The sequence below is a fragment of the Caballeronia sp. LZ029 genome (assembly GCF_031451275.1).
Classification (GTDB): Bacteria; Pseudomonadota; Gammaproteobacteria; order Burkholderiales; family Burkholderiaceae; genus Caballeronia; species Caballeronia jiangsuensis.
In genome coordinates, this window is record NZ_JARUXO010000101.1 from 15129 (window position 1) to 36371 (window position 21243).

Consider the following 21243-nt stretch of genomic DNA (forward strand, 5'->3'; position numbering starts at 1 on the left):
ATAGGGGTCATAGGGGTCATAGGGGTCATAGGGGTCATAGGGGTCATAGGGGTCATAGGAGTCATAGGGGTCGTAGGGGCAGCTTCGGTCGCCTGCCATCTCATATGACAGGTAGTTCAGCCCGCTTATCTTTCAAGGGAATTCGCAAGCCTTGTCAGATCTTTTGGCTCAACCCGGATGAGCCCACCCTTCGGGCTATCAATATCTGCGATGAGTGCGAGTGACAGCGCGACCGTAGCCGGGAGAATCGTGATGAGCAGACCTTTACGGAGGTTGCCTTTTGCTCCGTAACCCTGTACGACACAGCCGACAAGCGCGATGATGATCATCAGATACCACGCGCCAATTGGAATGTGATTGATTCGCGCGGCTTCCGCGTAGTCTTGGGAGTTCAGGACATCGTTCATGCCGGAGACAACAAGTGCACCAATAGGTGTCGCCTGCTCCTGCGCCACTTGCGTCGCCAGTTGCCATAACTCCGCTTGCACCTCCGCCGAATCGCGATTGATTTGTGCAAGTTCATCACGACCCCGTGTCCTGTAGTTAGACAGTCTCAGCTTCGTATACCGAATCAGTGCCGCCTTGATTTTTGCTCCGAGAACCGGATGGACGAGATCCGCTCGCGAATATTCGGTGCCAATGGCGTTGGCTTCACCCTCCTCAAGGGTCTTGCGAAGATCGTAGCGGTTCACCGCCATCGAAAGGCTGAATCCGATCAGGAGCGCAAGCAGTGTCAGCGTCGATGTCTGAATTATATGAAAGTCGTCGCGGTCTTCTGGCGGCAACACCACGAGACGACGTAAAGCGAATGTACCGAACGCCACTGCACCTACAAGCAACGCGAGAATAACAACGAACAAAACAGCCGGGTAGTCCACGAATGTTGTCATTCGAAACCTCGTCGCACTGGAATGAGTAAGCGGTATATTCGAGAGGGGTGACCCACTCGCACTTGTCCAAGGCGATGACCACTTTCCGCTAACGGCTCAGTCAAAGGGCTTACCCGGGCCCTACCAATAATTGAAATCGCGAGCATGGACAATAGATTAAAAATATCGTCACACGCCATCGATAGATCATCTGGCGATTTGTGAGCAAGAGGTACTGGGATCGCTTTCGACCTGCGAACGGCTCTTTTCAATTCAAAGCCGCCTCCAGAGTGGCTTTATTACCGTGGCGGGTAATGTCGTCAATTGGCCGAAACCGATGGCCGGCTCCCTGACCTCGGCGCATTGCCATCGGACGAACGATAGGAGGCTAATCTCCCATCTGCCACGAATTATCAATGGATTTATGTAAAATAAGACAAGGCCTCTAGCATGCCTACTCCACGAAACGGATGAGGTAGGGCTGTCAGCAATCCAATCATCGTCGAGTCTCGGGCCAAGCCTATTCCAGGTGTTGTAACAGCCTCTTTGACAACTGCGTTTCGTCTGTCACGGCGCGGAAGCACCCTTCAACGTCGAGCTAGGCTCAAACGGTCTCGCTAGAGTATTTTGGAAAGCGGCTACCCGCCAAACCCCGGACTCCTTCACGAATACTCGGAGGCTTATCTCCCGATGTGCGGGCAGCGCCTGTCCCTCGGAATTTACGAGCCCGCTCAACTCGTTGATAACGTGCACAAGAGCAACGTCTTGTCGAACAAACCGGATCGTTACAACTTTAGTATCGAGTGATGCATTCCTTGCCCTTGTGCTCAGAATGCCGGCCAGCCCCTTTCGAATCTCGGCCCTTCCCTTTGCCACCTCGCCGCGGACACTGACGAAGTCGGCATCGTCGGTGTACATTCCGGTGGCTGCCTCCGCGTCATGGCTGTTGAAGCCCTGAGTCATCTCAGAAACCACTTGTTTTATCGCCGCTTCGTCCTGCAGGTTATCTGCGGTTGGCACCCCCGCATTAAGAGAGCAGCCAATACTGAAACTGATCGGCGCAACTACTATCAAGGATATTGACCACTTTTGTAGGCGTGTCACATTTCCCCCTTGATTGGATCCCGGTACGCCACCGAAGCGCTCGTCAGCGGTCGAACGGCACCGGTGACCACAACGAGAATGATCGATATTGTGCGCTATTCTTGCCGCGGTGCCCACGTGATGCATTGATCTCAGCCATTCGCTTTTCGTCGTGTGTTCGCCCACATTTCGTAGCCTCAACGGGCAGACTGCGGCGTTTCGAAGTTAAAGACGCTAGCCATCAGCCGCGGCGTCGGAGTGCCTAAGCGCCGGCAGCTCCAGGGAGGGCGAAGCCGCGCGCGAAATGGACAGCACCGTGCGGCTTTGAGAACTTCTCACGCCACCGGGCGCTGCTCTCAAAATGTGAAACCGCACCTTGGCGACTGGCAAGTGCGGTCCAAAGATTCAGAGGAAAGCCGTCGAAATCGAGGGAATAAAGGCAATTGCAATCAGCCCGAGAAGCAGCATGCCCAGATAGTGCGAATACGCGATGCCGATCGTCGATACTTCCGTCGCCGTCGCGATGCCTTCGACAACCGCGCTGCGAATCAGAAACGGCAGCAGTAGCGCCGGCAGTGCGATAACAAACGTGCGGCGCACTTGCGACCACGGCGCCCTCACCGCGCCCGCGCGGCTCGCGTCCGTTTTCTCGTCGCGTCCCGCACGCCACCATGCGACGACGCCGAGCACGAGAGCAAGTACGATCGCTGGCAGAATGCCCGCGGTAAAAAGCGCCGCGATCGAAATGCCTGTCACCGACGCGATCGCGATCAGCACGAGCGACGGCGGAATCGTTTCGCTCATCGCACCGGACGCCGCGAGCAGCGATACCAGCTCGCCGTCCTTCATCCCGCGCTTGCGCATCTCGGGGAAAAGCACGGGCGCAACCGCCGCCATGTCGGCCGTCTTCGATCCGGAGATACCCGAGATCAGCAGCATCGCCCCGAGCAGCACATACGACATGCCGCCCCGAACATGACCGAGCAGCGAAGCGAGAAACGCGACCATCACGCGCGCCACGCCCGTCACATGCACGAGTTGCCCGAGCAGCACGAACATCGGCACGGCGAGCAGGATCAGCGTGCTCATGCCTTCATCCATGCGCCCGACCACGACGCTGAGCGGCGTCGACGTGGTCGTCAGTAAGTAGGCGCTCGTCGCGAGCGAGAACGCGGAGGCGATCGGCACGCCGCCATCACCGCCGTGCCGAGCACGCCGACAAAGAACACGAGCAGCGCGCCCTGCCCCATGCTCGTCAATGGCGCCTTGGCGAGATAGCAGCCGAGCGCGATCAGGCAGGATGAGCCCCAGCGCACCGAGGATATGCCGCCGGTCATGCCGTGCAAGACGCAGGCCGCAACTGATCAATGCCGCCGCGCAGCCGAAGGGAATCGCCAGTGCTCTCACCGAGCCCGACCAGCCGAGTGCCGGTGTTTCGACGAATGCCTGATCCTGCACATAGTCGAACGCGGGATGCATCACGAGCGCGAAGAAAGCCGCCGCAGCAGCGACCGCCAGTGTCTCGGCCCACGCTTGCGCGCGCGGCGTCATGTGCGATACGAAGAAGGTCAGGCGCATGTGACATGAACGCTGCACCGCGAGCGCACTGCCCACCATTGCAAGCCACAGGAACAGGATGGACGCGAGTTCGTCCGACCAGATGAGCGGATGGTGAAACACCGCACGCGCCACGATGCCGACGAACAGCAGCGCGACCTCGCCGACGACCGCCGCTGCCGCGAGCACCTCGATGCCACGACGCAACCACCGTTCGATGCCGCTCTCGCCGTGATGGTCGCGTACGAGCGATGGCCCAGGCACCTCCAGGTTGTGTGCCGCGCTCATGATGTTTTCCCCGATACCGCTTCGAGGGCGCTCCAGGGACCGGCGCCGAACTTGTCGCGCCATTGCGCATAGAAGCCGGATTTCGTGAGCGCTGCGCGAAACGCGTCCCTGTCCGCAGGAACGAAGGTCAGGCCTTTACCGGAGAGCTGCGACTTCAGCGACGTGTTCAAGCGCGCGACATCCGCACGCTGCTCGACACTCGCACGGTCGAATTCGCGCCTCACGATCGTCTTGAGATCGTCGGGCAGTGCGTTGAATGCGCGCGGGTTGCCGAGCAGCCAGAACGGATCCCAGATGTGATTGGTATCGGCCACGTACTTTTGTACTTCATAGAGCTTGCCCGCTTCGATCGTGACGAGGCCGTTTTCCTGGCCGTCCACGAGATGCGTCTGCAACGCGGTGTAGAGCTCGTTGAAGTTGATCGACGTAGGGTTCGCCCCAAGCGTCTGGAAGAGCGACGTGAACATCGGCGAGACCGGCACGCGAATGCGGTAACCGCGCAAGTCGTCGGGCGCCTTGATGGGTTTCGTGGTGGACGTGATCTGCCGGAAGCCGTTGTCCGCCGCCTTCGAAACCGACACGAACCCGCTCTTGTCGATCTGCGCGCGAATGATCTTGCCGAGATCGCCATCGACGCCGCGCCAGACCTGATCGTAGTCCGAGGGCTCGGTGGCGTCGACGGTGATCCCGCTCGCGGCCATCACCAATCTCGGCTTCGCGCGATGTTGAGAAACTCGACAGCGCCCGAGCGCGTCTGCGATAGCAGGTCGGTGTCCGAGCCGAGTTGCGATGCAGGGAAGACGCGGATCGCGAGCCTGCCGCTGCTCGCCTCGCGTATGCGGTCGATGGCTTCCTTGAGACGCGTATTGAATCGGCTGATTAAGGGATTGCCCGGTAGCGAGCTTGTAGGTGAATTCGGCCGCGCCTTCCCTCCTGCCGGTCTGCATGATCTGGCGCGCGAGAATGGCAAAGTATCTCATCCCTCGACCTCGAGTACAGCGTCACGCTTTTGCAGGAGGTGATGCATCAGGATTACCGCCAGACGCTTTGCGTCTCGCGCATCTAGCGCCTTGAGCATGTCTTCGTGATCGTTGATCGCTCGGTCCCATTTTGGCTGTTGGAAGTATCGACTCATGACGGCGCGGGCGCGTTGTCGTGCTGCGATCGTAGCGCGGCTTGTCTTTAGTAGTTATGTCAAATATATAGTGCCGCAACGGTCTCTTCACCGAGCGGCGGCATCATCTCGCCACTTGTGCCATCCTGTCGCACGTCCCAACGCTTGTCGGAACCTCGTCCTCGCTCTAAAGCGTTCCATGACGCACCTCGCTCCGCTGCCGTGCTGCTTTGTGTATGGTCCCACGGGGAAGTCGTGGTCTAAGCGCGCACTGCTCTATGCAGCGTCCGGCCTACCTGAATGCAAACACTTGCGAATATGGCGACTATGGATTCGAAGCGGGCGAGAATGACGCGCGCCTATAATGGTTACGACAGATGGGAAACGGAGTTCCGGCGAATTTGCGGCACGTACGCAAATGTCGGTCGCGTCGGATGCGATGCGCCGGTTGCGTTATCTGGTCGTGAGACGAAGCCGCAGTTCACTCCGCCGTTACATGCTTGGGGCTCAACAATGGGGCAGCGTCGTGACCACAGACTCCAATAAAAGTAGCATTGCAGCGCTAACGCTGGCTGCCATTGGGATTGTATACGGCGACATTGGAACCAGTCCGCTTTACACCATGAAGGAGGTATTTGCGAAACATCACGGCCTTTCGCCTGTACCGATGAATGTGCTCGGAGTGGTCTCACTGATTTTGTGGGGTCTCATAATAGTGATTTCGCTCAAGTACGTAACTCTTGTTTTGCGGGCGGACAACCGAGGGGAAGGCGGCATTATGGCTATGACCGCGTTAGCGCTATCGTCGGTTACTCAGAATTCCCGCTGGTACTATCCGGTGATGCTGCTCGGCATGGTCGGCGCAGGGCTCTTTTTCGGCGACGGCGTGATTACGCCAGCCATTTCGGTCTTGTCGGCCATAGAAGGGTTGGAGGTAGCCGCGCCTTCTCTTAAGCCGTATGTTATCCCTGTGACGTTGGCCGTTCTGGTTGCTCTGTACTTGGTGCAGCGCAGGGGCACAGCCGGTATCGGAAAATGGTTCGGTCCGATTGTGCTGGTCTGGTTCATTACGCTCGCTGCGATGGGCGTCGCTAATATCGCTGAGAACCCGGTCATTCTGATTGCTTTCAATCCGCTCCACGCGGTCAGCTTTCTCATTCACAACGGCTGGTTCGCCTTCGTCGCCCTCGGTGCGGTCGTCTTGGCACTCACCGGTGCCGAAGCCTTATATGCTGATATGGGCCATTTTGGCAAAAAGACAGTTCGCTTGGCGTGGTTCTCTATCGTCGCTCCTGCGCTGGCACTCAATTACCTCGGGCAAGGTGCCTTGTTGTTATCGAATCCCGCAGCGGTTTCGAATCCGTTTTTTCTCCAACTCGGCCCCTGGAGCGTCTATCCGCTCGTAGTGCTCTCGACGATGGCGACCGTTATCGCATCGCAGGCGACAATCTCTGGTGCGTTTTCAGTGACTCAGCAAGCTATTGCGCTGGGCTTCTTGCCTCGTATGCGCATTCGCCAGACCTCTGAAAGCCAAAAGGGGCAAATCTATATTCCACTCGTCAATTGGCTACAGCTCGTAGCTGTCACTTTGGCGGTCGTGGGATTCGGGTCGTCTTCCAATTTGGCTTCGGCCTATGGCATTGCCGCGACCGCTACGATGTTTACAACGACGCTGTTGACGTTCTTCGTTGTTCGTTTCGGCTGGAAATTCCCGTTATTACTATCGGTCGCCGCGACCGGATTCTTTTTGATGATTGACGTAGCTTTGTTTTCCTCCACGAGTTTGAAAATCATTAGCGGCGGCTGGTTTACGCTTACCATCAGCGCGCTGATGGTCATGCTTATGCTGACATGGCGAAGGGGACGCGAACTCGTCTTCCAGAGCCTCCAACGCCAACTCATCCCTCTCGACCACTTCCTCCAGTCGCTATTTGTTAATCCACCGCTGCGCGTTCCCGGCACGGCCGTCTTTTTCCGTGCTGAAGGCGACGGCGTTCCGCATGCGCTGTTGCATAACCTACTGCATAACCAAGTACTGCATGAACGAACGATATTTTTGACTGTTTACGCCACCGACATCCCCAGAATTCCGGATAGGGAGCGCATCAAGGTCGTTCCGCTTGGACACAACTGCTACCAAGTCAACGTCTACTACGGATTCTCGGATGAGCGCGACATACCGCGCGCTTTGCAAGAAGGTCGACCTGCTGGACTCTCGATTGACCCGATGCAAACTTCCTTTTTTATTGCGCGCCAGACAGTCCTCGCCACGCCCAAAGCCGGCATGGCGCTATGGCGGGAGGCCTTGTATGCCGCGATGTCTCGCAATGCCCGCGACGCGGCTGATTACTTCAAGATTCCGCCCAATCGCGTCATCGAACTGGGAGCGCAGGTAGAAATTTGAAGGGGCAATGCCGCCTCGAACCAAAGCCTCGGCCCCCCTCTTTGACAACATTTCGCTGGGAAAAGGCGGCCGCAGTTGCTCGTACAGCGCTCGGAGCCGCGACGATATGCGTTGTACACGCGTTTTGAGAAAGTCATGGAAGAGTCGGACAACGTCTCGCTTCACTGTTCGCTCAAAGACACCACGCGCGACCTTATCCGCGACGCAGAGTTTGCGAAGATGCGAAGATGAAGCGGCGCCCGCTTTTCATCAATACAGCGCGTGGCGGTCTCGTCAATGAAGACGCACTCGTTCGAGTGCTGAAGGCGAATCAGATGGCAGGATTTAACGTAGTTACGCAAGAGCCTTTGCCTGTCGACCATCCGTTCAATAGAATTCTGAACCATCCCGCATTCATAGTCACACCGCACGTCGCATGGGTCAGCGAAGACGCGAGACAGTCGCTCGCAGACCAGCTGAACCTCAATCAGTATTATCGATGGCGGTGCACGCAATACATTCTCGACGCGATTGATAGCTGACGCACTTGGAGTTGCGATATGCCGTCTGCCCGATGCCCAGTGCGTTACTGCGCTCGGAGCTGATCGGGTGCAGAAATCTTCGCGAGCGACCCGCCAAATTTGCCGACCGCTGACCGTGCGGCCGATACAATCACTACGTTAGTCATTTCACATCCTCGTTGACAAGAAGTTCTCTACCCGTATTTGAGCTAACCATCGCTGCTGCGGCTATTGCCGTGGCTCGTCAATCACTGCACGCAGCATCATCGCATCGCAATGACGCCGGACATGATCGTGACGACGGGTTCGTACACGGGCATGGTCTTCCAGAAATCCGCTGGCGTGGCGCACGGCGAGCTCGACGGCCTGCCCGCCGTCGAATTCGAACTCGTCTAGCTCTGACTGGATGCTGAAAATGGCAAATCCGACCTCTGGCCTCTTGGTCAAACCCATTCATCTGGTGCCCTCTTCCGGACGGCTGAATTCTCCGCTCGCGCGACGCCTGCGCGAAACGCTCTCGGGCGACGTATTCTTCGATACGGCGAGCCGTGGACGCTATGCAACCGATGCGTCGATCTACCAGAACATGCCGATCGGCGTCGTGGTGCCGCGAAATCAGGACGACCTGCGTTTGGCGCTCGATATTGCGCGCACCGAGAAGGCTCCGGTCCTGGCACGGCGGCGGTACGAGCCAGTGTGGCCAGACAGTTGGCGAAGCACTCGTCATTGACACCAGCAAGCGGCTCAACAACGTTGTTTCATTCGACAAGGACGCGCGCACGGTGACCGTCGAGCCGGGCGTGGTGCTGGATCACCTCAACGCATGGCTCAAGCCACATGGTCTGTGGTTCCCTGTGGACGTGTCGACCGCCGCGCAATGCACCGTCGGCGGCATGACGGGCAACAACTCCTGCGGCTCACGCTCGATCGAATATGGCAACATGGTGCATAACGTCATTTCGATCGATGCCATTCTTGCCGACGCCAGCGAGGGGCGCTTCGAATCGCTCAAGTCTCCGGTGTCGGACCCGCGAATGCGCGGCATCGTCGAGGGCGTGCGCGCCATTGCGACACGAGAACGCAGCGAAATCATCGAGCGCGTGCCCAAAGTGCTGCGCCGCGTCGCAGGCTACAACATCGATCTGTTCGATTGTCAGAACCCGCTCGCCTATACCGACGACGGCGTCGCCAATATGGCGCACCTGCTGGTGGGCTCCGAAGGCACACTTGCGTTCAGCCGGCAGATGACGCCCAAGCTCGTGCCGTTGCCCGCGCACAAAACGCTGGGTGTCGTGAATTTTCCGACCTTCTACCAGGCGATGGACTTCACGCAGCACATCGTCAAGCTGCGTCCGACTGCGGTCGAACTCGTCGACAGCACGATGATTGAGCTGTCGCTCTCAAACCCGGCGTTCAAGCCGGTCATCGAGAAAGCCCTGGTGGGACGCCCCGCTGCGATTCTGCTGGTCGAGTTTTCCGGAGACGATCGTGACGCTCAGCTGCGTCGCCTTGCCAAACTCGACGATCTGATCAGTGAGCTCGGCCTGCCCGGCGCCGTCGTGCAGATGCCGGAGCCCAACGAGCAGAAAGCCCTGTGGGATGTGCGCAAGGCCGGCTTGAACATCATGATGAGCATGAAGGGCGACGGCAAGCCGGTCTCGTTCATCGAAGACTGCGCGGTGCCGCTCGAGCATCTCGCCGAATACACGAGTCGACTCACCGAAATGTTCCATCAGCATGGGACCGAAGGAACGTGGTACGCGCACGCGAGCGTCGGCACCTTGCATGTGCGACCCATTCTCGACCTGCGACGACGCGATGGCGCTCAGAAGATGCGCGACATCGCGGAGCAAGCAGCGGAACTCGTGCGCGAATACAAAGGCGCGTACTCTGGAGAACATGGCGACGGTCTCTGCCGCGGCGAATGGGTCGCCTGGCAGTACGGGCCGCGCATCAACCAGGCATTTAGCGAGATCAAACAGCTTTTCGATCCGGAGAACCGCTTCAATCCAGACAAGATCGTGCGGCCACCAAAGATGGACGACGCGCGTCTGTTCCGCTATCCGCCAACCTACCGCGAGAAGCCGCTCGCACCGGTTCTGGACTGGTCGGCGTGGAATGTGACGCGTGACCCGCTCACTGGCGCCGAGTCTTCCCCGGGCAGTGGAGACGACCTCAGCGGCGGCCTCGCCAAAGCCGTCGAGATGTGCAACAACAATGGGCACTGCCGCAAGTTCGACGCAGGCACGATGTGTCCGAGCTATCGCGTGACCAAGGATGAGCAGCATCTCACGCGTGGACGGCCCAACACCTTGCGCCTCGCAATCTCCGGGCAGCTCGGTGAAGAAGGACTTGCAAGTCAGGATGTCAAGGACACGCTGGACCTGTGTGTTTCCTGCAAAGGTTGTAAGCGTGACTGCCTGACTGGCGTCGATATGGCGAAATTCGAGATCGAGGCGCGCGCCGCGTGGGCCAAGCGCCACGGCATTGGTCTGCGAGAAAAGATGGCGCCTTCATGCCGCGTTATGCGCCCGCTCGGGCTATCGAAGCTAGTTCGAGAGACGCAACTTCACTCCCTTCTCGAAACAACAGGGGACATCTCGCGGTCGTCCCTATACTCTTCAAAATCCAGATATAGTCTCCATCACGCGAGTCAATTTTTGGAGAAGGACATGAAAGCGAATTCGAAGCTTCGCCTTTCATTTCTCGGCATGTGTCTCACACACGGCGTATTGTGCGTTGTCACCTGCGCAATCATACCGACGGCATGGGCAAAGGATTCCCAGTTGAATGTCTACAACTGGTCCGACTACATCGCAGCGGATACCATCATAAACTTCACCAAACAGACGGGAATCAAGGTCAAGTACGACAACTATGATAGCGATGATACGCTGCAGGCTAAACTTCTGACCGGAAACTCTGGCTACGACATCGTTGTCCCGACCAGCAATTACGCCGGCAAGCAGATCGCAGCCGGCATCTTTTCGCCGTTGGACAAATCGAAACTGCCGAACCTTCGTTTTCTCGATCCTACGTTGATGAAGCTTGTGGCAGGGGCGGACCCCGGCAACCAATACACGGTTCCTTGGGCGTATGGCACCACCGGTCTCGGCTATAACGTCACGAAGGTTCAGAAAATTCTTGGCAAGGATATCGCACTCGACAGCTGGGACATTCTTTTCAAACCTGAGTATTTGTCGAGGCTTAAGAGCTGCGGCGTATCCGTGTTGGACGCGCCTGATCAGATGTTCGCAGCGGCACTGCATTACATGGGTAAGGATCCAATGAGCGTGAATCCGGCCGATTACTGCGCCGCACTTGCCATGCTCAAGAAAATTCGGCCCTACATCCTACAGTTCAATTCCAGCGGCTACATTAATGACCTCGTTGGCGGGGACATTTGCATTGCGTACGGATGGTCAGGCGACGTCGTGATCGCTAAACATCGCGCGATGGAAGCAAAGAAGGCGTATCAGATCGAGTATTACATTCCGAAGGGAGGAGCACCTGTCTGGTTCGATGTGATGGCGATCCCGAAAGATGCCAAAAACAAGGAGGCCGCGCTGCAATGGATCAACTACATCGAGACACCGCAGGTACACGCGGCAATCACCAATGCGGTCTATTACCCGAGCGCTAACTCGGAAGCTAAGAAATATGTCAAGCCAGACGTCGCAAACGACCCTGCAGTCTATCCTCCACACGACGTGGTGCAAACGCTCTTTTTACTCAAACCGTTGCCACAGGACATTCAGCGTCTACAAACCCGTCTCTGGACTGAGTTCAAAAGCGGACGGTGATCACCGATAGGCAAAAGTTCAGAGCATGCCGGAATGCGAAGGTAGCCTCAAAATAGCATACTTCGACAGTTCGCCAAACCATTGATAGCCCTAAGACCGACCAACAACTGCGCCGCTTAGCAATCTCCCAATGTCGTCGCTTTGTTGCAGATTTTGAGTTACGACTCAAGATGCAGCAACGAAAGTCTTTGTGGATCAGTTGCGATTAGTCGCTCTAGCCTCTTCGTGGCGTCAGCGACTGCCATGCAGCGCACTTCACGCAACTGCCTTTCATGTTCGTCGACAACCGCCGTGATCTGCTCCAGTAACACTTTCGAAATCGTCCAATCGCCTGTCACCTTCCCACGATCCAGTACAGCGAGCAGTTCCGCCTTGACTCTGTAAACGAACCGAAGATTAAGAGAACCAAATCCAGCTTCCGACAAATAATTGGTCAGTAGGGCCGTATGAGCGAGGATAAGAACTGCGCGCCTCCCTGCTTGATTGCATCGAACCGTCTCCAGCGCGGACCGAATCGGAAGCGCCGTCACATGTGCTTGTGGTGGCGACATCGGAAGCAGATACGTTTTTGACCGTCGTCCGCGCCGCAGAAGAAGGAAGGTTCCCTCCTTGTCATCGGACATTTGGCTTGCCTAATTGGGTTACAAATTACCATTTTAGCCAAGACAGAATTCGGTCGGAGCCTAGGTTAATCCCGAGATCATGCCGACGCGCTTCAAGCGCGTTGCTCCGGAGCTGCAGGCGAATATCAGACGTTGGTTTATCCTTCGACCGGCGCAGGCGAAAGAACATTGCGAGCGGAAGGACACTTATCGCTTGCGCCCGGAATTGATTCGCGAACGCCGTGACTTGCATCGAGCACGGTTTTCCGGTCTTACCGCGCATCCTCGGTCACCCTTCACGCACACAAATGGTTGCGACTCAGGTGAGCATCGGTACGGCTTCAATTAAAGCGAAACCCAAAATCCCAAAAAAATCCCAATTACCGTTCCGATCAGCTTGGGATGCCACCGATCCATTTGCAGTACGCGAAGTAAAGCGCCAATTAGGATCGCTCCCAAAGCCCAAATGCGGTCAACCGGTACCCAATTTCGAAACCGCTATTGATGACCACCATTCAGCCTCCCCGTGAAGGACTCCTCACAGTCCCCATCGTCACTTTCCCAGCCCACTTCGCGATCCCCCTTCCAGCGCCGCTAGCTTGACCGCGACACGCGATCCGTCTGTGTCGTGGGTGGCCTGCGGTGATTATATGTCACATTCTGCCATATGCAGTTTTACCGACGGAATCACATAAACATGGTCCCGCTCCAGCGGAACCGACCCGTTCACCTGCTGGACATTCAAGGACGTGACATTCTGGAGTACGTCGTGAGCATGGCTGGTATGGTCGGGCGACAGGTGCAGGACGACGACAAAAGCGACGCCGGGCGCAGCGGGCACGGTCTCAAAAAAACGCAGAAGGGCTTGGACGCCGCCGGCTGAAGCGCCGACGCCTACGACCGCGAAGTTTGGGCCTTTGCCTCCCGCTCCGGTCCCGCTCGCTACTTCGTCGGCCATGACTTTTCCCATTCTTGCTGCATTCGCACCGCGCAGACTCATTCGCATCGCCCCGGACTCGACGACCGTGGGCGTTCGTCTGGTCGATTGCGCGGATTTAATGATATCGCTTAGCGGCGCCGCGCCTCGCCCTTTCGGCAGTAGGCCTCAAACCCAGACGCCACACCTCTAATTTACCGTGTCTCATATGGCGACGTGTAAGCGATGATATTAGATGTCACGCGTAGCGGCAGATTTCACAGCATCGCGGCGAGGTGGAACCGATCTGCAGCCGCGATATTGATGTCGAGAACTGCAATATGCGCTGGCGCTTGTGATCGTTGGATGGTGTGCACGCGGCGTTCGGCACGGTGGTTGCGCTTCATCAACGGAAGATCGACATCGTGGAACACCGGCATGCCCTCCGTTCTACTGGTCGACGAAGACGGCGACTCTCTGCTCGCGCTTCAGTTCGCGTTCTAAGCGCACGATTTCCGGGTCATGCTGGCCGGTAACGGCGAGGCGGCGCTCTCTCAGGCGGGACGGCACCTGCCGGACGTAATCGTCACGTATCTGGAGATGCCGAACCTCCACGGCGTCGGGCTTTGTCGGCGGCTCAAGTCGCATGCGCACGAGATTATGAGGAAGGTTGCTTGCGTAGCCGATAAATATTGCAAACCCCAAGGAGACATCGATGGCTCAGGAACCTCCTCTCAATCCAGGCGATGAAGCCGAGCCCAGCGCGCCAGGATCGGGCGAAGATATTTGTCCAAATTGCAATGGCTCTGGCAAGTCTGAAGGCACCGACTGCAAGACCTGCGGCGGTACGGGAAAAGTAACGCAAGGCATCGGCGGCGGCTGAACCGAACAAAGGATGACTTATCAGGACCCGGGCTTGACAGCGCACACAACGGATCCACGAAGCGATAGTGAGCGCTTTGACGTTCGCGAACGGCGCTGTGCTCGTTTTGACGCACGCGCGCGTAGGTCGCTGACGTCGCGGTGAGGCCGCGTCCCATATCGTCCCTGCCACGTGCTTCGAACATTCAAGCTGGTGAACTTGGATGTGCCTTGGTTTATGCTACGTTCGCCATCAATCGTAGTAGTTGGAAAGGACGAAAGAGGAGAGGCCTAGGCTGCGCCGATCGTTTTCGCGTTAAATTGATTCGGAGCTCCGTCGATCGAGCGGTCTACTCGAACGCGTTCTGAGTTGGCGAGGGCCTCACGTCAATCCAACTACCGCGATGGGGAACGTAATGCGCACAACCGTCCCAGTCTTTCCGTCCGCGCGATCACCAACGGTGAGGCGCCCGCCATAACTTTCGGTCAACCTCTTCGCGACCATCAGACCGAGACCAATCGCAACCTCAGGCGGGGTTCCACTCGCTTGAAATCCCACGAACGCCCGCTCCAGCTCTTCGCCCAATATGCCAGGGCCCTCGTCGATTATGTCGATAACCGCTTGATCACCCTCTCTAAATACATTAACATCCACGCGTCCGCCCGAACCGCCGTAGCGAATCGCGTTGTCGACAATGTTGCCAACTACAATTTCTAGATCCGCCTCAGACGCGCTAATGACAAGTCGCTCAAGTCGCTCGGCACCGAGGTCCACATTCCGATTAAAGGCGAGAGGAAGCAGGCTCGACACCACCTGCTGAACGAGTTCTGCCACCGAGACCTTGTCCAACGTGTGAGCTGGGCCGACGTCCGCGCGAGCCAGCACTAGCAACCTTGATATCAGCAAGGCCAAACGGCTGACTCCCTGCTGCAATTCCCTTGCTCGCTCAACGCGCTGCCCAGCCGGTGCGTTCAGAAGGTTCGCAACCTGCAGTTGGAGAGCCGCAACAGGCGTTCGTAGCATGTGCGCTGCGTTCGCCAAAAACCTCTTCTCTGCCTCCTTACGGGATGACAAGCGTTTCGACAGTCGTCGCATCGATTCGAGAAACGGCCGAAGATCGCTCGGCATCGCCTCCGTATAGACCGGATGCAATGAATCTTCCGTTTCAATCTGAGCAATATGCAGCATTAGGCGATCCAAAGGACGCAGGCATCGCCTCACGATGATTATATTTACCATCGCAAACCCTGCAGACAGGATCAAACCAAAAATTCCACTCACCGCTGCTATTTCCGCAGTCGCGCCGATGCCAGCTTCTTCAAAGACGGTCTGACCAGGTCCGCCAGCGTGACTCAATGCGTCTCGCCCACGGGAGTTTTGCATGGGCGCGTCGCTCGACGCGCCCGGTAAGGAAAAACCCGCGACATCCCCGGGGCCCCCTCGCTTCGGTACATCTTTCGGAACGGCAATCGGCTGATTCCAGTGATAATCCGTCGGCAGCGAACATAAGATTGAGAAGGCGCCAACGCCCACTAGTAAGCCTGCCAAGAGCGCTGTGCAGGCCAGTGATACTTCCAGGCGCCGACGTAAGGACATTTGTGCAAGCATTACACGCTCCTGCCGCTGACTTTCGGCGTAGCTCGGATCGAGAAACCGTCAACATCAGAATACGATCGACCTCGATCTCAATCCCAATCTAACAGGAAATTATTAGCGCAAAATGAGGGCGTGGCCAAGCACCAAGCGTTGGACGCATACGTCATCCCCAGTTCCACCGAAAATCGCGTCATGCAATCGCTCGCGCGAGCTCAGTTGCCGACGGCAACTGGCCAAGCGCACACAACCATGCCACTGGATAATGTGCCATCTCTTTCCTGCCGAGTTCACCGCACTTGGAACATAAGATTACGTCTTCTTTGTAGTGGATTCACGCGTTAGAGACCAATAGACAAGGGCTGCATATCCATCTCGTCTGAAAAAATCAGAACATCGAGTATCCCCGTCAGTTCAACCGTCTCATCATGATATAAGCGAATGTGCGCTTGTCCCGTTAGTCCGAGCGTCGTTGCCAGCCCGGCGAAAGGCCCCATCGCACCCTTGAAGCTTATTTTGGCCCAGCCGTGTGCGAGCTCCGCTGGCGTTAGTGCCCAGATGAATGCGACTTGGAGCAGAATATAAAGCGCGGCAGCGAGGAGCACTGAACCGATGACCGCCAGCGGGATGTTGCGATGTGGATTAGCGGTTTCGCCGCCTAGATCGATCGCCGTGCGAAAGCCGAGGTAGCTGAAGACGATCCCAACTGCCGGGAGCGCCGTGAAAAGGCCGGAGAATTTGTAGCTGCCGGGTGCAGCGCCCATTACGCTCCAAGGCGTACTCGCGGCCATGAGCCCGGTAATGGTGAGCACGGGCACCAGAATCTTCGACCACGTAATGGCGGTATTCACATTCAGCAGCCGTCGGACGACCATCAAATTTAGGAGCTCGGTAAGGCCAAGCTGCGCCGCGCACGTCACAAAGCCAACCGTGATGAGCACCCCTTCGCTACCGGGTCGAATGAAGTATGGAAGGTAGTTGTTCGCGTAGGTGACGATCCGCTTCGGTCTCAACGGGGGAACCGGTACGTAAGCCAAAAACAAGAGCCAACACCATATGCGCCCAGTCCCTCGCCGTGACTTGCGTGGCTCATATGCACCAGCGCACCGCTGCGCGGAGAAGGCGCAGCCAGCTCAGCGAAACACAGCGCGATGAGCATGACAATGACCGCACCAAGCGCCCAACTGCCAATACTCAATGGGCCGCGATCTTCGCTGCGTGATAGGCACCGAATAACCAACCCGATCCTACAATGCTGGTCATCTTGCAAACAGAAGACCGACGACACCCGAATCCCGGCGACACCCGAATCCCGGCGCAGCTTCTAGGACAGCGTGAGGCTCGATATGTCGCTTATTTGACCCGCCCAGCACTTTCCGCACAAGGTCACGTGGTCAACGTACGAGAGACGGCGTATGTGAAAGTGGACAGTTTAGAGCGAAAAAATCCGTCCAGCCATCTCAGGGAGAACGCGAGGTCCTTGACGTTCGTTCATCTCGGATTATGTCAGACTGTGCTTCATTCTTCCGATTGGCGCAGGTGAAAAGGACCTCAAGAGCGCAAGGAAACTTACCGCTTGTGCACGGATTGCCCACGAACGCCGCAACTCGCGTCGAGCGAGGCTTTCCGTTCTTACCTCGCATCCTCCGCCACCCTCATCCATAAATGGTCGCGAATTAGGTGAGCACCGGTACCGCTTCAATTAAAGCGAAACCCAAAAGGGTCCCAATGACCGCGCCGATCAGCTTGGGATGCCACCGATCTATATGCAGGACACTAAGTAAAGCGCCAATCAGGATCACTCCCAAAAGCGCAAATGCGATCAATAGATAACCGATTTCAAAACCGCTATTGATGACCATCATTCAAGCTCCCCGTGAAGGTCTCCTCGCACCCCGATGTCGCTTTCCCAGCCTACTTCGGGATCCCCCTCCTGCGCCGCTGGCAGGATCGCGAGCCGTCTGTGTCGTGGGCCCTCCACTGTCATTATATGTCACATTCTGCCATATTTGGAAAGAGCCCCGTCTCGAAGCGCACAATGGCACCGAACTAAGCGAGAACTGAGTTCGCCAACGTGCAATTCTCCAGCACTCGGTTGTCCAGAAATGCCGTCTGGCAAGTTCGCGAAATCAAAGAGTCGACAGCCTTTGACACCGCGACCACTTCAGCACCGATCCGGAGGCCGTGACCGGGCGGCGCGCGCCGTCCGAAAGCCATCGCTGATTAAACCTGGATGAAAGGATGCTTGAGGATTCGAACCAACCACTTATCTGAGACGCGCTTACTGGCGCCGAGTCAGCCTAGTGGAGCGTTTGAACTTTCGCTGCGAACGAGGCTAGCCCGTGTGGCGTCGCCGTCCGTTCGGGAGCGTTCTGGATCAGATATCAAGCCAACCCCGCGGGAGGCGGGCGCATGGACAACGAGTTAGCCGCAGAAGGTTATGTGCAAACCGCTTAAGTCAGAAGTCTGGCCGCGCTTCAGAGGCATTGGCGCCTAATGCGCTCGATGCGAAGCCCCCGGCCCCGAATGCAGGTTGACTTCTAGATACCTCGTCATGGTACGTTTGCGCATTTTCCACAAACGCTTCCAGCCCAGCGAACGGGTACCCTTCGATCGGGTCAGTGCTTCCGGGAACTCGCCCCAACACGACCTTGTCGAGGTCGATTAATCGCCATGCAGATCCTGATCCAAGCGTCAACCAGTGGCTGTCCTGTGCGACGGCCCATCGACCATTGAACATTCGGTCCGATGCACTACTAGCACTGGCACCGCTCAGTGCTCCGACAGCGATCACAAACACCTTGACGATTCGACTCAGAAGTTCCATCGAGGCGACCCATAACTTCAAATCAAAGATTGCACAACCGAAGCGTCCCGGAGCAAAAATGCAGACCGGTCGTACAAAGGTCATTGATCGAAGTCTAGACCATGGGTTAGCCGCGGGGAATTTGCGTTTACGCGTATCAACCGCCGTCTAGAGCGGCATTGTGAGCCGCATCCGTCCTCTCAACAACGGAGTATCAACGGGGCGCTTGCCGTTAAGCGGCGACCTTGCAACAGGCTTGACTCGATTTGAGATGGACGAGTCACAGCTTGTCGGTCAGCGAACTTGACTCTTAGACCTTACATGTTGAGCGCCGTCGCCGCATACAGAGCGCGAGACTCTTCGCCCGATACGATCGCGCAGGCCTTTGAGGCGCACCACGCCGGGGCTGGCTCGCACATCGCGGCCGTCAAGGTCGTCGACCAGCGAACCGAGGAGCATAAGTCTAGATATGGCACACTGTGCTATATGGCGCTATAATTTAGTCGTGTTTCTGGGACGGGTTCACTCTTTGCCGCATCAATCATTCAAGGTGCGTTCTCAGCAAGTAACAACCGGCACCCAGCCAGGCTTCTGTTCGGAGGTTGCCATGCTTGTTACGTTCAAGTGTCGTTCAACGCCTGACGTTGTTATGCTGCGAAACCTCGCAGAGTTTCTTCTCGCGTTCATCGGGAAGAGGGTTGGATCTCGCGGCGTCATCAGCCACGACGAACTGGAGGGGGCGATACCGAAACTGGAAAGCGCTATTCAGGAAGAAGCGCGCTCTGAGGTCGCCCTTGATGCCCTCCATCATGTGCCAAATGACTACGCTTCAAATCATTGCGATGTCGCGACGATGGACACCGCGCATGGCCGCTGCTCGATATGATGCGCGAGGCGCACCGTCAGAACGACGACATCCTATGGGGAATTTAGACCGATCTTATTTTCCGTGAGGCGCGCTGGTCACGTGCCGCGTCCCGAAGAGAGCTCGAAACCACGCAATCATCCCCCTTCCGGAGGATTACGCGCTTGCTTCTCGTCGCAGGGCATGAAAGCCGCATGCGCGGCCTACTTTCCTGCTTGACCAACCGGTGCCTCGTGACCCTGAAGTCCAACCGCGCGACTGGTTAACCTGCGCAGTCCCCTGCGCTCATCGTGACACACTTCCTTAGTTCTTCGCGTGCATCGACCTGGCCTCCCGCGAAGTTGACCGAGTTCACGCCGCGCATTGAGCAAGTGCCCTGCCCCCTACGGCCTGCTACACACTGGCTCAAACGAGGCACTGCAATCTGCCGATCGAGAGATAGCTTACCCGAGAAACGCGCGCAATCTGTAGATCGCCATCTGACACAGATCATTTCGCGTACAACCCACGCTTCAACCTACAGGGAACCAACGCAAGAAGCGCCGCCCGTGGCCGTCGAGTCTGTAGCTGGCGTAGTCCCGTCAGTTAGCGTTCCGGCATCTCATTGTGACGTTCTCAGTAAACGCGAGAATCATCACCGCCACGCTTGTCAGCCCCATTACGGGCGACCCGCGTATTCACGTTTGCGCGGGGACGTCGCGAAAACTCTTTACCAACAATAAGGGCACCTTCGTCTGCCGCAGCACTGACTCGGCAACACTGCCAAGAAGCAGTCTTCCGATTCCAGCTCTACCATGTGTGCCGATTGCAATGAGCTCTGCATCCAGTCTGACAGCCAGCCGAACGATCACATCCGCGACGGGCTCACCAAACGCATCTTCGAGGACGGTACTGCCGCGTGCACCAAATCTAGTGAAATACTCTTGCGCATCCGACAGTACAAGACTGGCGTTCTCGCGTGCGAGGGATCGGAAGGTCTTCTCCTCTTGAATTCCTGCGACGACATCGCTCATTGAAACGCCACAAGTGTCTCCACACGCCTGTTGCAAAACGGGTGATGACATAGGATCAGACCGCGTCCTGCGGGAATAATTCCGGGGATGAACTATGTTGAGGCGAGTCCGAATTTTATAAGACGATTCAATTTAGGGATGCCGGCCAGCAAATATGGTAAGGCAATTCAGTTGCGCATTCTTAAAAGATCATCGGTGTCTGTGAAATAAGCAGTTTTGGCCCGCTCAGGAAAACGGTAACTGAGCAAAAATGTCGATATATTTCCTTCTCGGGGAATGCACCGATGCGCGCGCGTTTGCACTCACTCAGAGGCTGCGTTACAACTTGAGATATTTTCGCGAAGAGCGCTCTCACATCACCTAAGGAAGCCATACCGGAGGTGGCCCGATGGTTGTCCGCGTCGTAGAGCATCTCGTGGCCATCGGCCTTGTTTTGATTGTGGTCGCGTTGCTTGTGCTAGGCCTTCTCTACAGGCTGCCGGATCCGATCAGTGGCTCCGACCTTAAGTGGTCGCCTGGAGCGCTACAAGGCGATTGCGCGTTTGCTCGTCCTACGTGCACCGATCGCGTTGGCCAGCAAGACACAATATGTAGCATTCAACCATCGTGTAGCATTCAACCACCGCTTCCTTCGACAAGGAGCAACGTCTGCGTCAAGAAAGCGCCTCGGTCGACTTCGTCTCCCGACCATCGTCATGGAGCGTCCGTCCATCATCCCGGCGCGCATAAGGCAGTTGTCCGCATCTTCTCGCGGAGAATCCTACCGACAAGCGGCGAGGTATCGATGGATCGGTCTGGCTCCGAGATGAATCACTCGCTATCAAGAGATTGCGTGTAATCGGTGTTTCTGAAGATTACCGGGTTTGTTATTGGGCAGCGACAATTGTTTTGGCCGGTCGTTGACGATCGTTTTGGCCGGTGGTGAGGAGTCGAAGGGCGGCGCAGTCGCCGTAGACGATGAGCCACCG

19 protein-coding genes and 3 pseudogenes are annotated in these 21243 nt (G+C 57.0%); 9 read left to right on the plus strand and 13 right to left on the minus strand.

Annotated features, from left to right (window positions below; all coding sequences use genetic code 11):
- Positions 1–125 precede the first annotated feature (125 nt).
- The 6 genes and pseudogenes from QCE73_RS38045 to QCE73_RS38070 all read right to left on the minus strand — a co-directional run.
- On the minus strand, positions 126–890 hold the full coding sequence (locus QCE73_RS38045; RefSeq protein ID WP_309885944.1) for a hypothetical protein: 765 nt from the start codon (positions 888–890) through the stop codon (positions 126–128).
- Between the two features lie 546 nt (positions 891–1436).
- On the minus strand, positions 1437–2099 hold the full coding sequence (locus tag QCE73_RS38050; protein WP_309885956.1) for an SgcJ/EcaC family oxidoreductase: 663 nt from the start codon (positions 2097–2099) through the stop codon (positions 1437–1439).
- A gap of 258 nt (positions 2100–2357) precedes the next feature.
- Entirely contained in the window at positions 2358–3797 is a 1440-nt protein-coding gene (locus QCE73_RS38055; protein WP_309885945.1) for a TRAP transporter large permease subunit, read from the minus strand.
- On the minus strand, positions 3794–4498 hold the full coding sequence (locus QCE73_RS38060) for a TRAP transporter substrate-binding protein (protein WP_309885946.1): 705 nt from the start codon (positions 4496–4498) through the stop codon (positions 3794–3796). The genes QCE73_RS38055 and QCE73_RS38060 overlap by 4 nt, the downstream gene beginning before the upstream one ends.
- Positions 4498–4767, minus strand: coding sequence for a hypothetical protein (locus QCE73_RS38065; protein ID WP_309885947.1), 270 nt, complete (start codon positions 4765–4767; stop codon positions 4498–4500). Before QCE73_RS38065 ends, QCE73_RS38060 begins: the two co-directional genes overlap by 1 nt.
- Positions 4768–4773: 6 nt before the next feature.
- Positions 4774–4926: pseudogene (locus tag QCE73_RS38070) on the minus strand (GntR family transcriptional regulator); the annotation flags it as partial.
- A gap of 511 nt (positions 4927–5437) precedes the next feature.
- Between QCE73_RS38070 and QCE73_RS38075 the strand changes: the two are divergent.
- The 5 genes and pseudogenes from QCE73_RS38075 to QCE73_RS38095 all read left to right on the plus strand — a co-directional run bounded on the left by QCE73_RS38075 (position 5438) and on the right by QCE73_RS38095 (position 11618).
- Complete coding sequence (locus QCE73_RS38075; protein WP_404989877.1) at positions 5438–7315, plus strand: potassium transporter Kup; 1878 nt, start codon at positions 5438–5440, stop codon at positions 7313–7315.
- A 126-nt stretch (positions 7316–7441) separates the two neighbouring features.
- Positions 7442–7836: pseudogene (locus QCE73_RS38080) on the plus strand (NAD(P)-dependent oxidoreductase); the annotation flags it as partial.
- Between the two features lie 210 nt (positions 7837–8046).
- Complete coding sequence (locus tag QCE73_RS38085; protein WP_404989874.1) at positions 8047–8211, plus strand: hypothetical protein; 165 nt, start codon at positions 8047–8049, stop codon at positions 8209–8211.
- Positions 8212–8230: 19 nt separating this feature from the next.
- Positions 8231–10345: pseudogene (locus QCE73_RS38090) on the plus strand (FAD-binding and (Fe-S)-binding domain-containing protein); the annotation flags it as partial.
- A 181-nt stretch (positions 10346–10526) separates the two neighbouring features.
- The gene (locus tag QCE73_RS38095; RefSeq protein ID WP_309885958.1) at positions 10527–11618 is read left to right on the plus strand and encodes a polyamine ABC transporter substrate-binding protein; all 1092 of its coding nucleotides are present in this window, start codon (positions 10527–10529) and stop codon (positions 11616–11618) included.
- A gap of 158 nt (positions 11619–11776) precedes the next feature.
- Here QCE73_RS38095 and QCE73_RS38100 read toward each other — a convergent pair whose 3' ends face one another.
- The 3 genes from QCE73_RS38100 to QCE73_RS38115 all read right to left on the minus strand — a co-directional run bounded on the left by QCE73_RS38100 (position 11777) and on the right by QCE73_RS38115 (position 13576).
- Positions 11777–12241, minus strand: coding sequence for a transcriptional regulator fis family protein (locus tag QCE73_RS38100; RefSeq protein WP_309885948.1), 465 nt, complete (start codon positions 12239–12241; stop codon positions 11777–11779).
- A 625-nt stretch (positions 12242–12866) separates the two neighbouring features.
- Positions 12867–13178, minus strand: coding sequence for a chemotaxis protein CheB (locus tag QCE73_RS38110; protein ID WP_309885949.1), 312 nt, complete (start codon positions 13176–13178; stop codon positions 12867–12869).
- A 236-nt stretch (positions 13179–13414) separates the two neighbouring features.
- A complete protein-coding gene (locus QCE73_RS38115; RefSeq protein WP_309885950.1) occupies positions 13415–13576 on the minus strand; it encodes a hypothetical protein in 162 nt (53 codons plus the stop codon).
- Between the two features lie 82 nt (positions 13577–13658).
- Between QCE73_RS38115 and QCE73_RS39525 the strand changes: the two genes are divergently transcribed.
- Positions 13659–13886 carry a hypothetical protein gene (locus QCE73_RS39525; RefSeq protein WP_404989875.1) on the plus strand — a complete coding sequence of 76 codons (228 nt, stop codon included), beginning with the start codon at positions 13659–13661 and terminating at the stop codon, positions 13884–13886.
- Positions 13852–14019, plus strand: a complete 168-nt coding sequence (locus tag QCE73_RS38120; RefSeq protein WP_309885951.1) for a hypothetical protein — start codon at positions 13852–13854, stop codon at positions 14017–14019. The genes QCE73_RS39525 and QCE73_RS38120 overlap by 35 nt, the downstream gene beginning before the upstream one ends.
- Before the next feature lie 360 nt (positions 14020–14379).
- Here QCE73_RS38120 and QCE73_RS38125 read toward each other — a convergent pair whose 3' ends face one another.
- The 3 genes from QCE73_RS38125 to QCE73_RS38135 form a co-directional block, all read right to left on the minus strand.
- The gene (locus QCE73_RS38125) at positions 14380–15606 is read right to left on the minus strand and encodes a HAMP domain-containing sensor histidine kinase (RefSeq protein WP_309885952.1); all 1227 of its coding nucleotides are present in this window, start codon (positions 15604–15606) and stop codon (positions 14380–14382) included.
- Positions 15607–15932: 326 nt separating this feature from the next.
- Positions 15933–16634, minus strand: coding sequence for an amino acid permease (locus QCE73_RS38130; RefSeq protein WP_404989876.1), 702 nt, complete (start codon positions 16632–16634; stop codon positions 15933–15935).
- Positions 16635–17267: 633 nt separating this feature from the next.
- Positions 17268–17453 (minus strand): hypothetical protein, encoded by a 186-nt coding sequence (locus tag QCE73_RS38135; protein WP_309885959.1) that lies wholly within the window; start codon positions 17451–17453, stop codon positions 17268–17270.
- A gap of 1551 nt (positions 17454–19004) precedes the next feature.
- On the opposite strand from QCE73_RS38135, the gene QCE73_RS38140 reads away from it, so the two are divergent.
- The gene (locus QCE73_RS38140) at positions 19005–19283 is read left to right on the plus strand and encodes a DUF1840 family protein (RefSeq protein WP_309885954.1); all 279 of its coding nucleotides are present in this window, start codon (positions 19005–19007) and stop codon (positions 19281–19283) included.
- On the plus strand, positions 19283–19330 hold the full coding sequence (locus QCE73_RS38145) for a hypothetical protein (protein WP_309885960.1): 48 nt from the start codon (positions 19283–19285) through the stop codon (positions 19328–19330). Before QCE73_RS38140 ends, QCE73_RS38145 begins: the two co-directional genes overlap by 1 nt.
- 609 nt (positions 19331–19939) lie before the next feature.
- On the opposite strand, the gene QCE73_RS38150 is transcribed toward QCE73_RS38145, so the two are convergent.
- Entirely contained in the window at positions 19940–20275 is a 336-nt protein-coding gene (locus tag QCE73_RS38150; protein WP_309885955.1) for a universal stress protein, read from the minus strand.
- Positions 20276–21243: the final 968 nt, after the last annotated feature.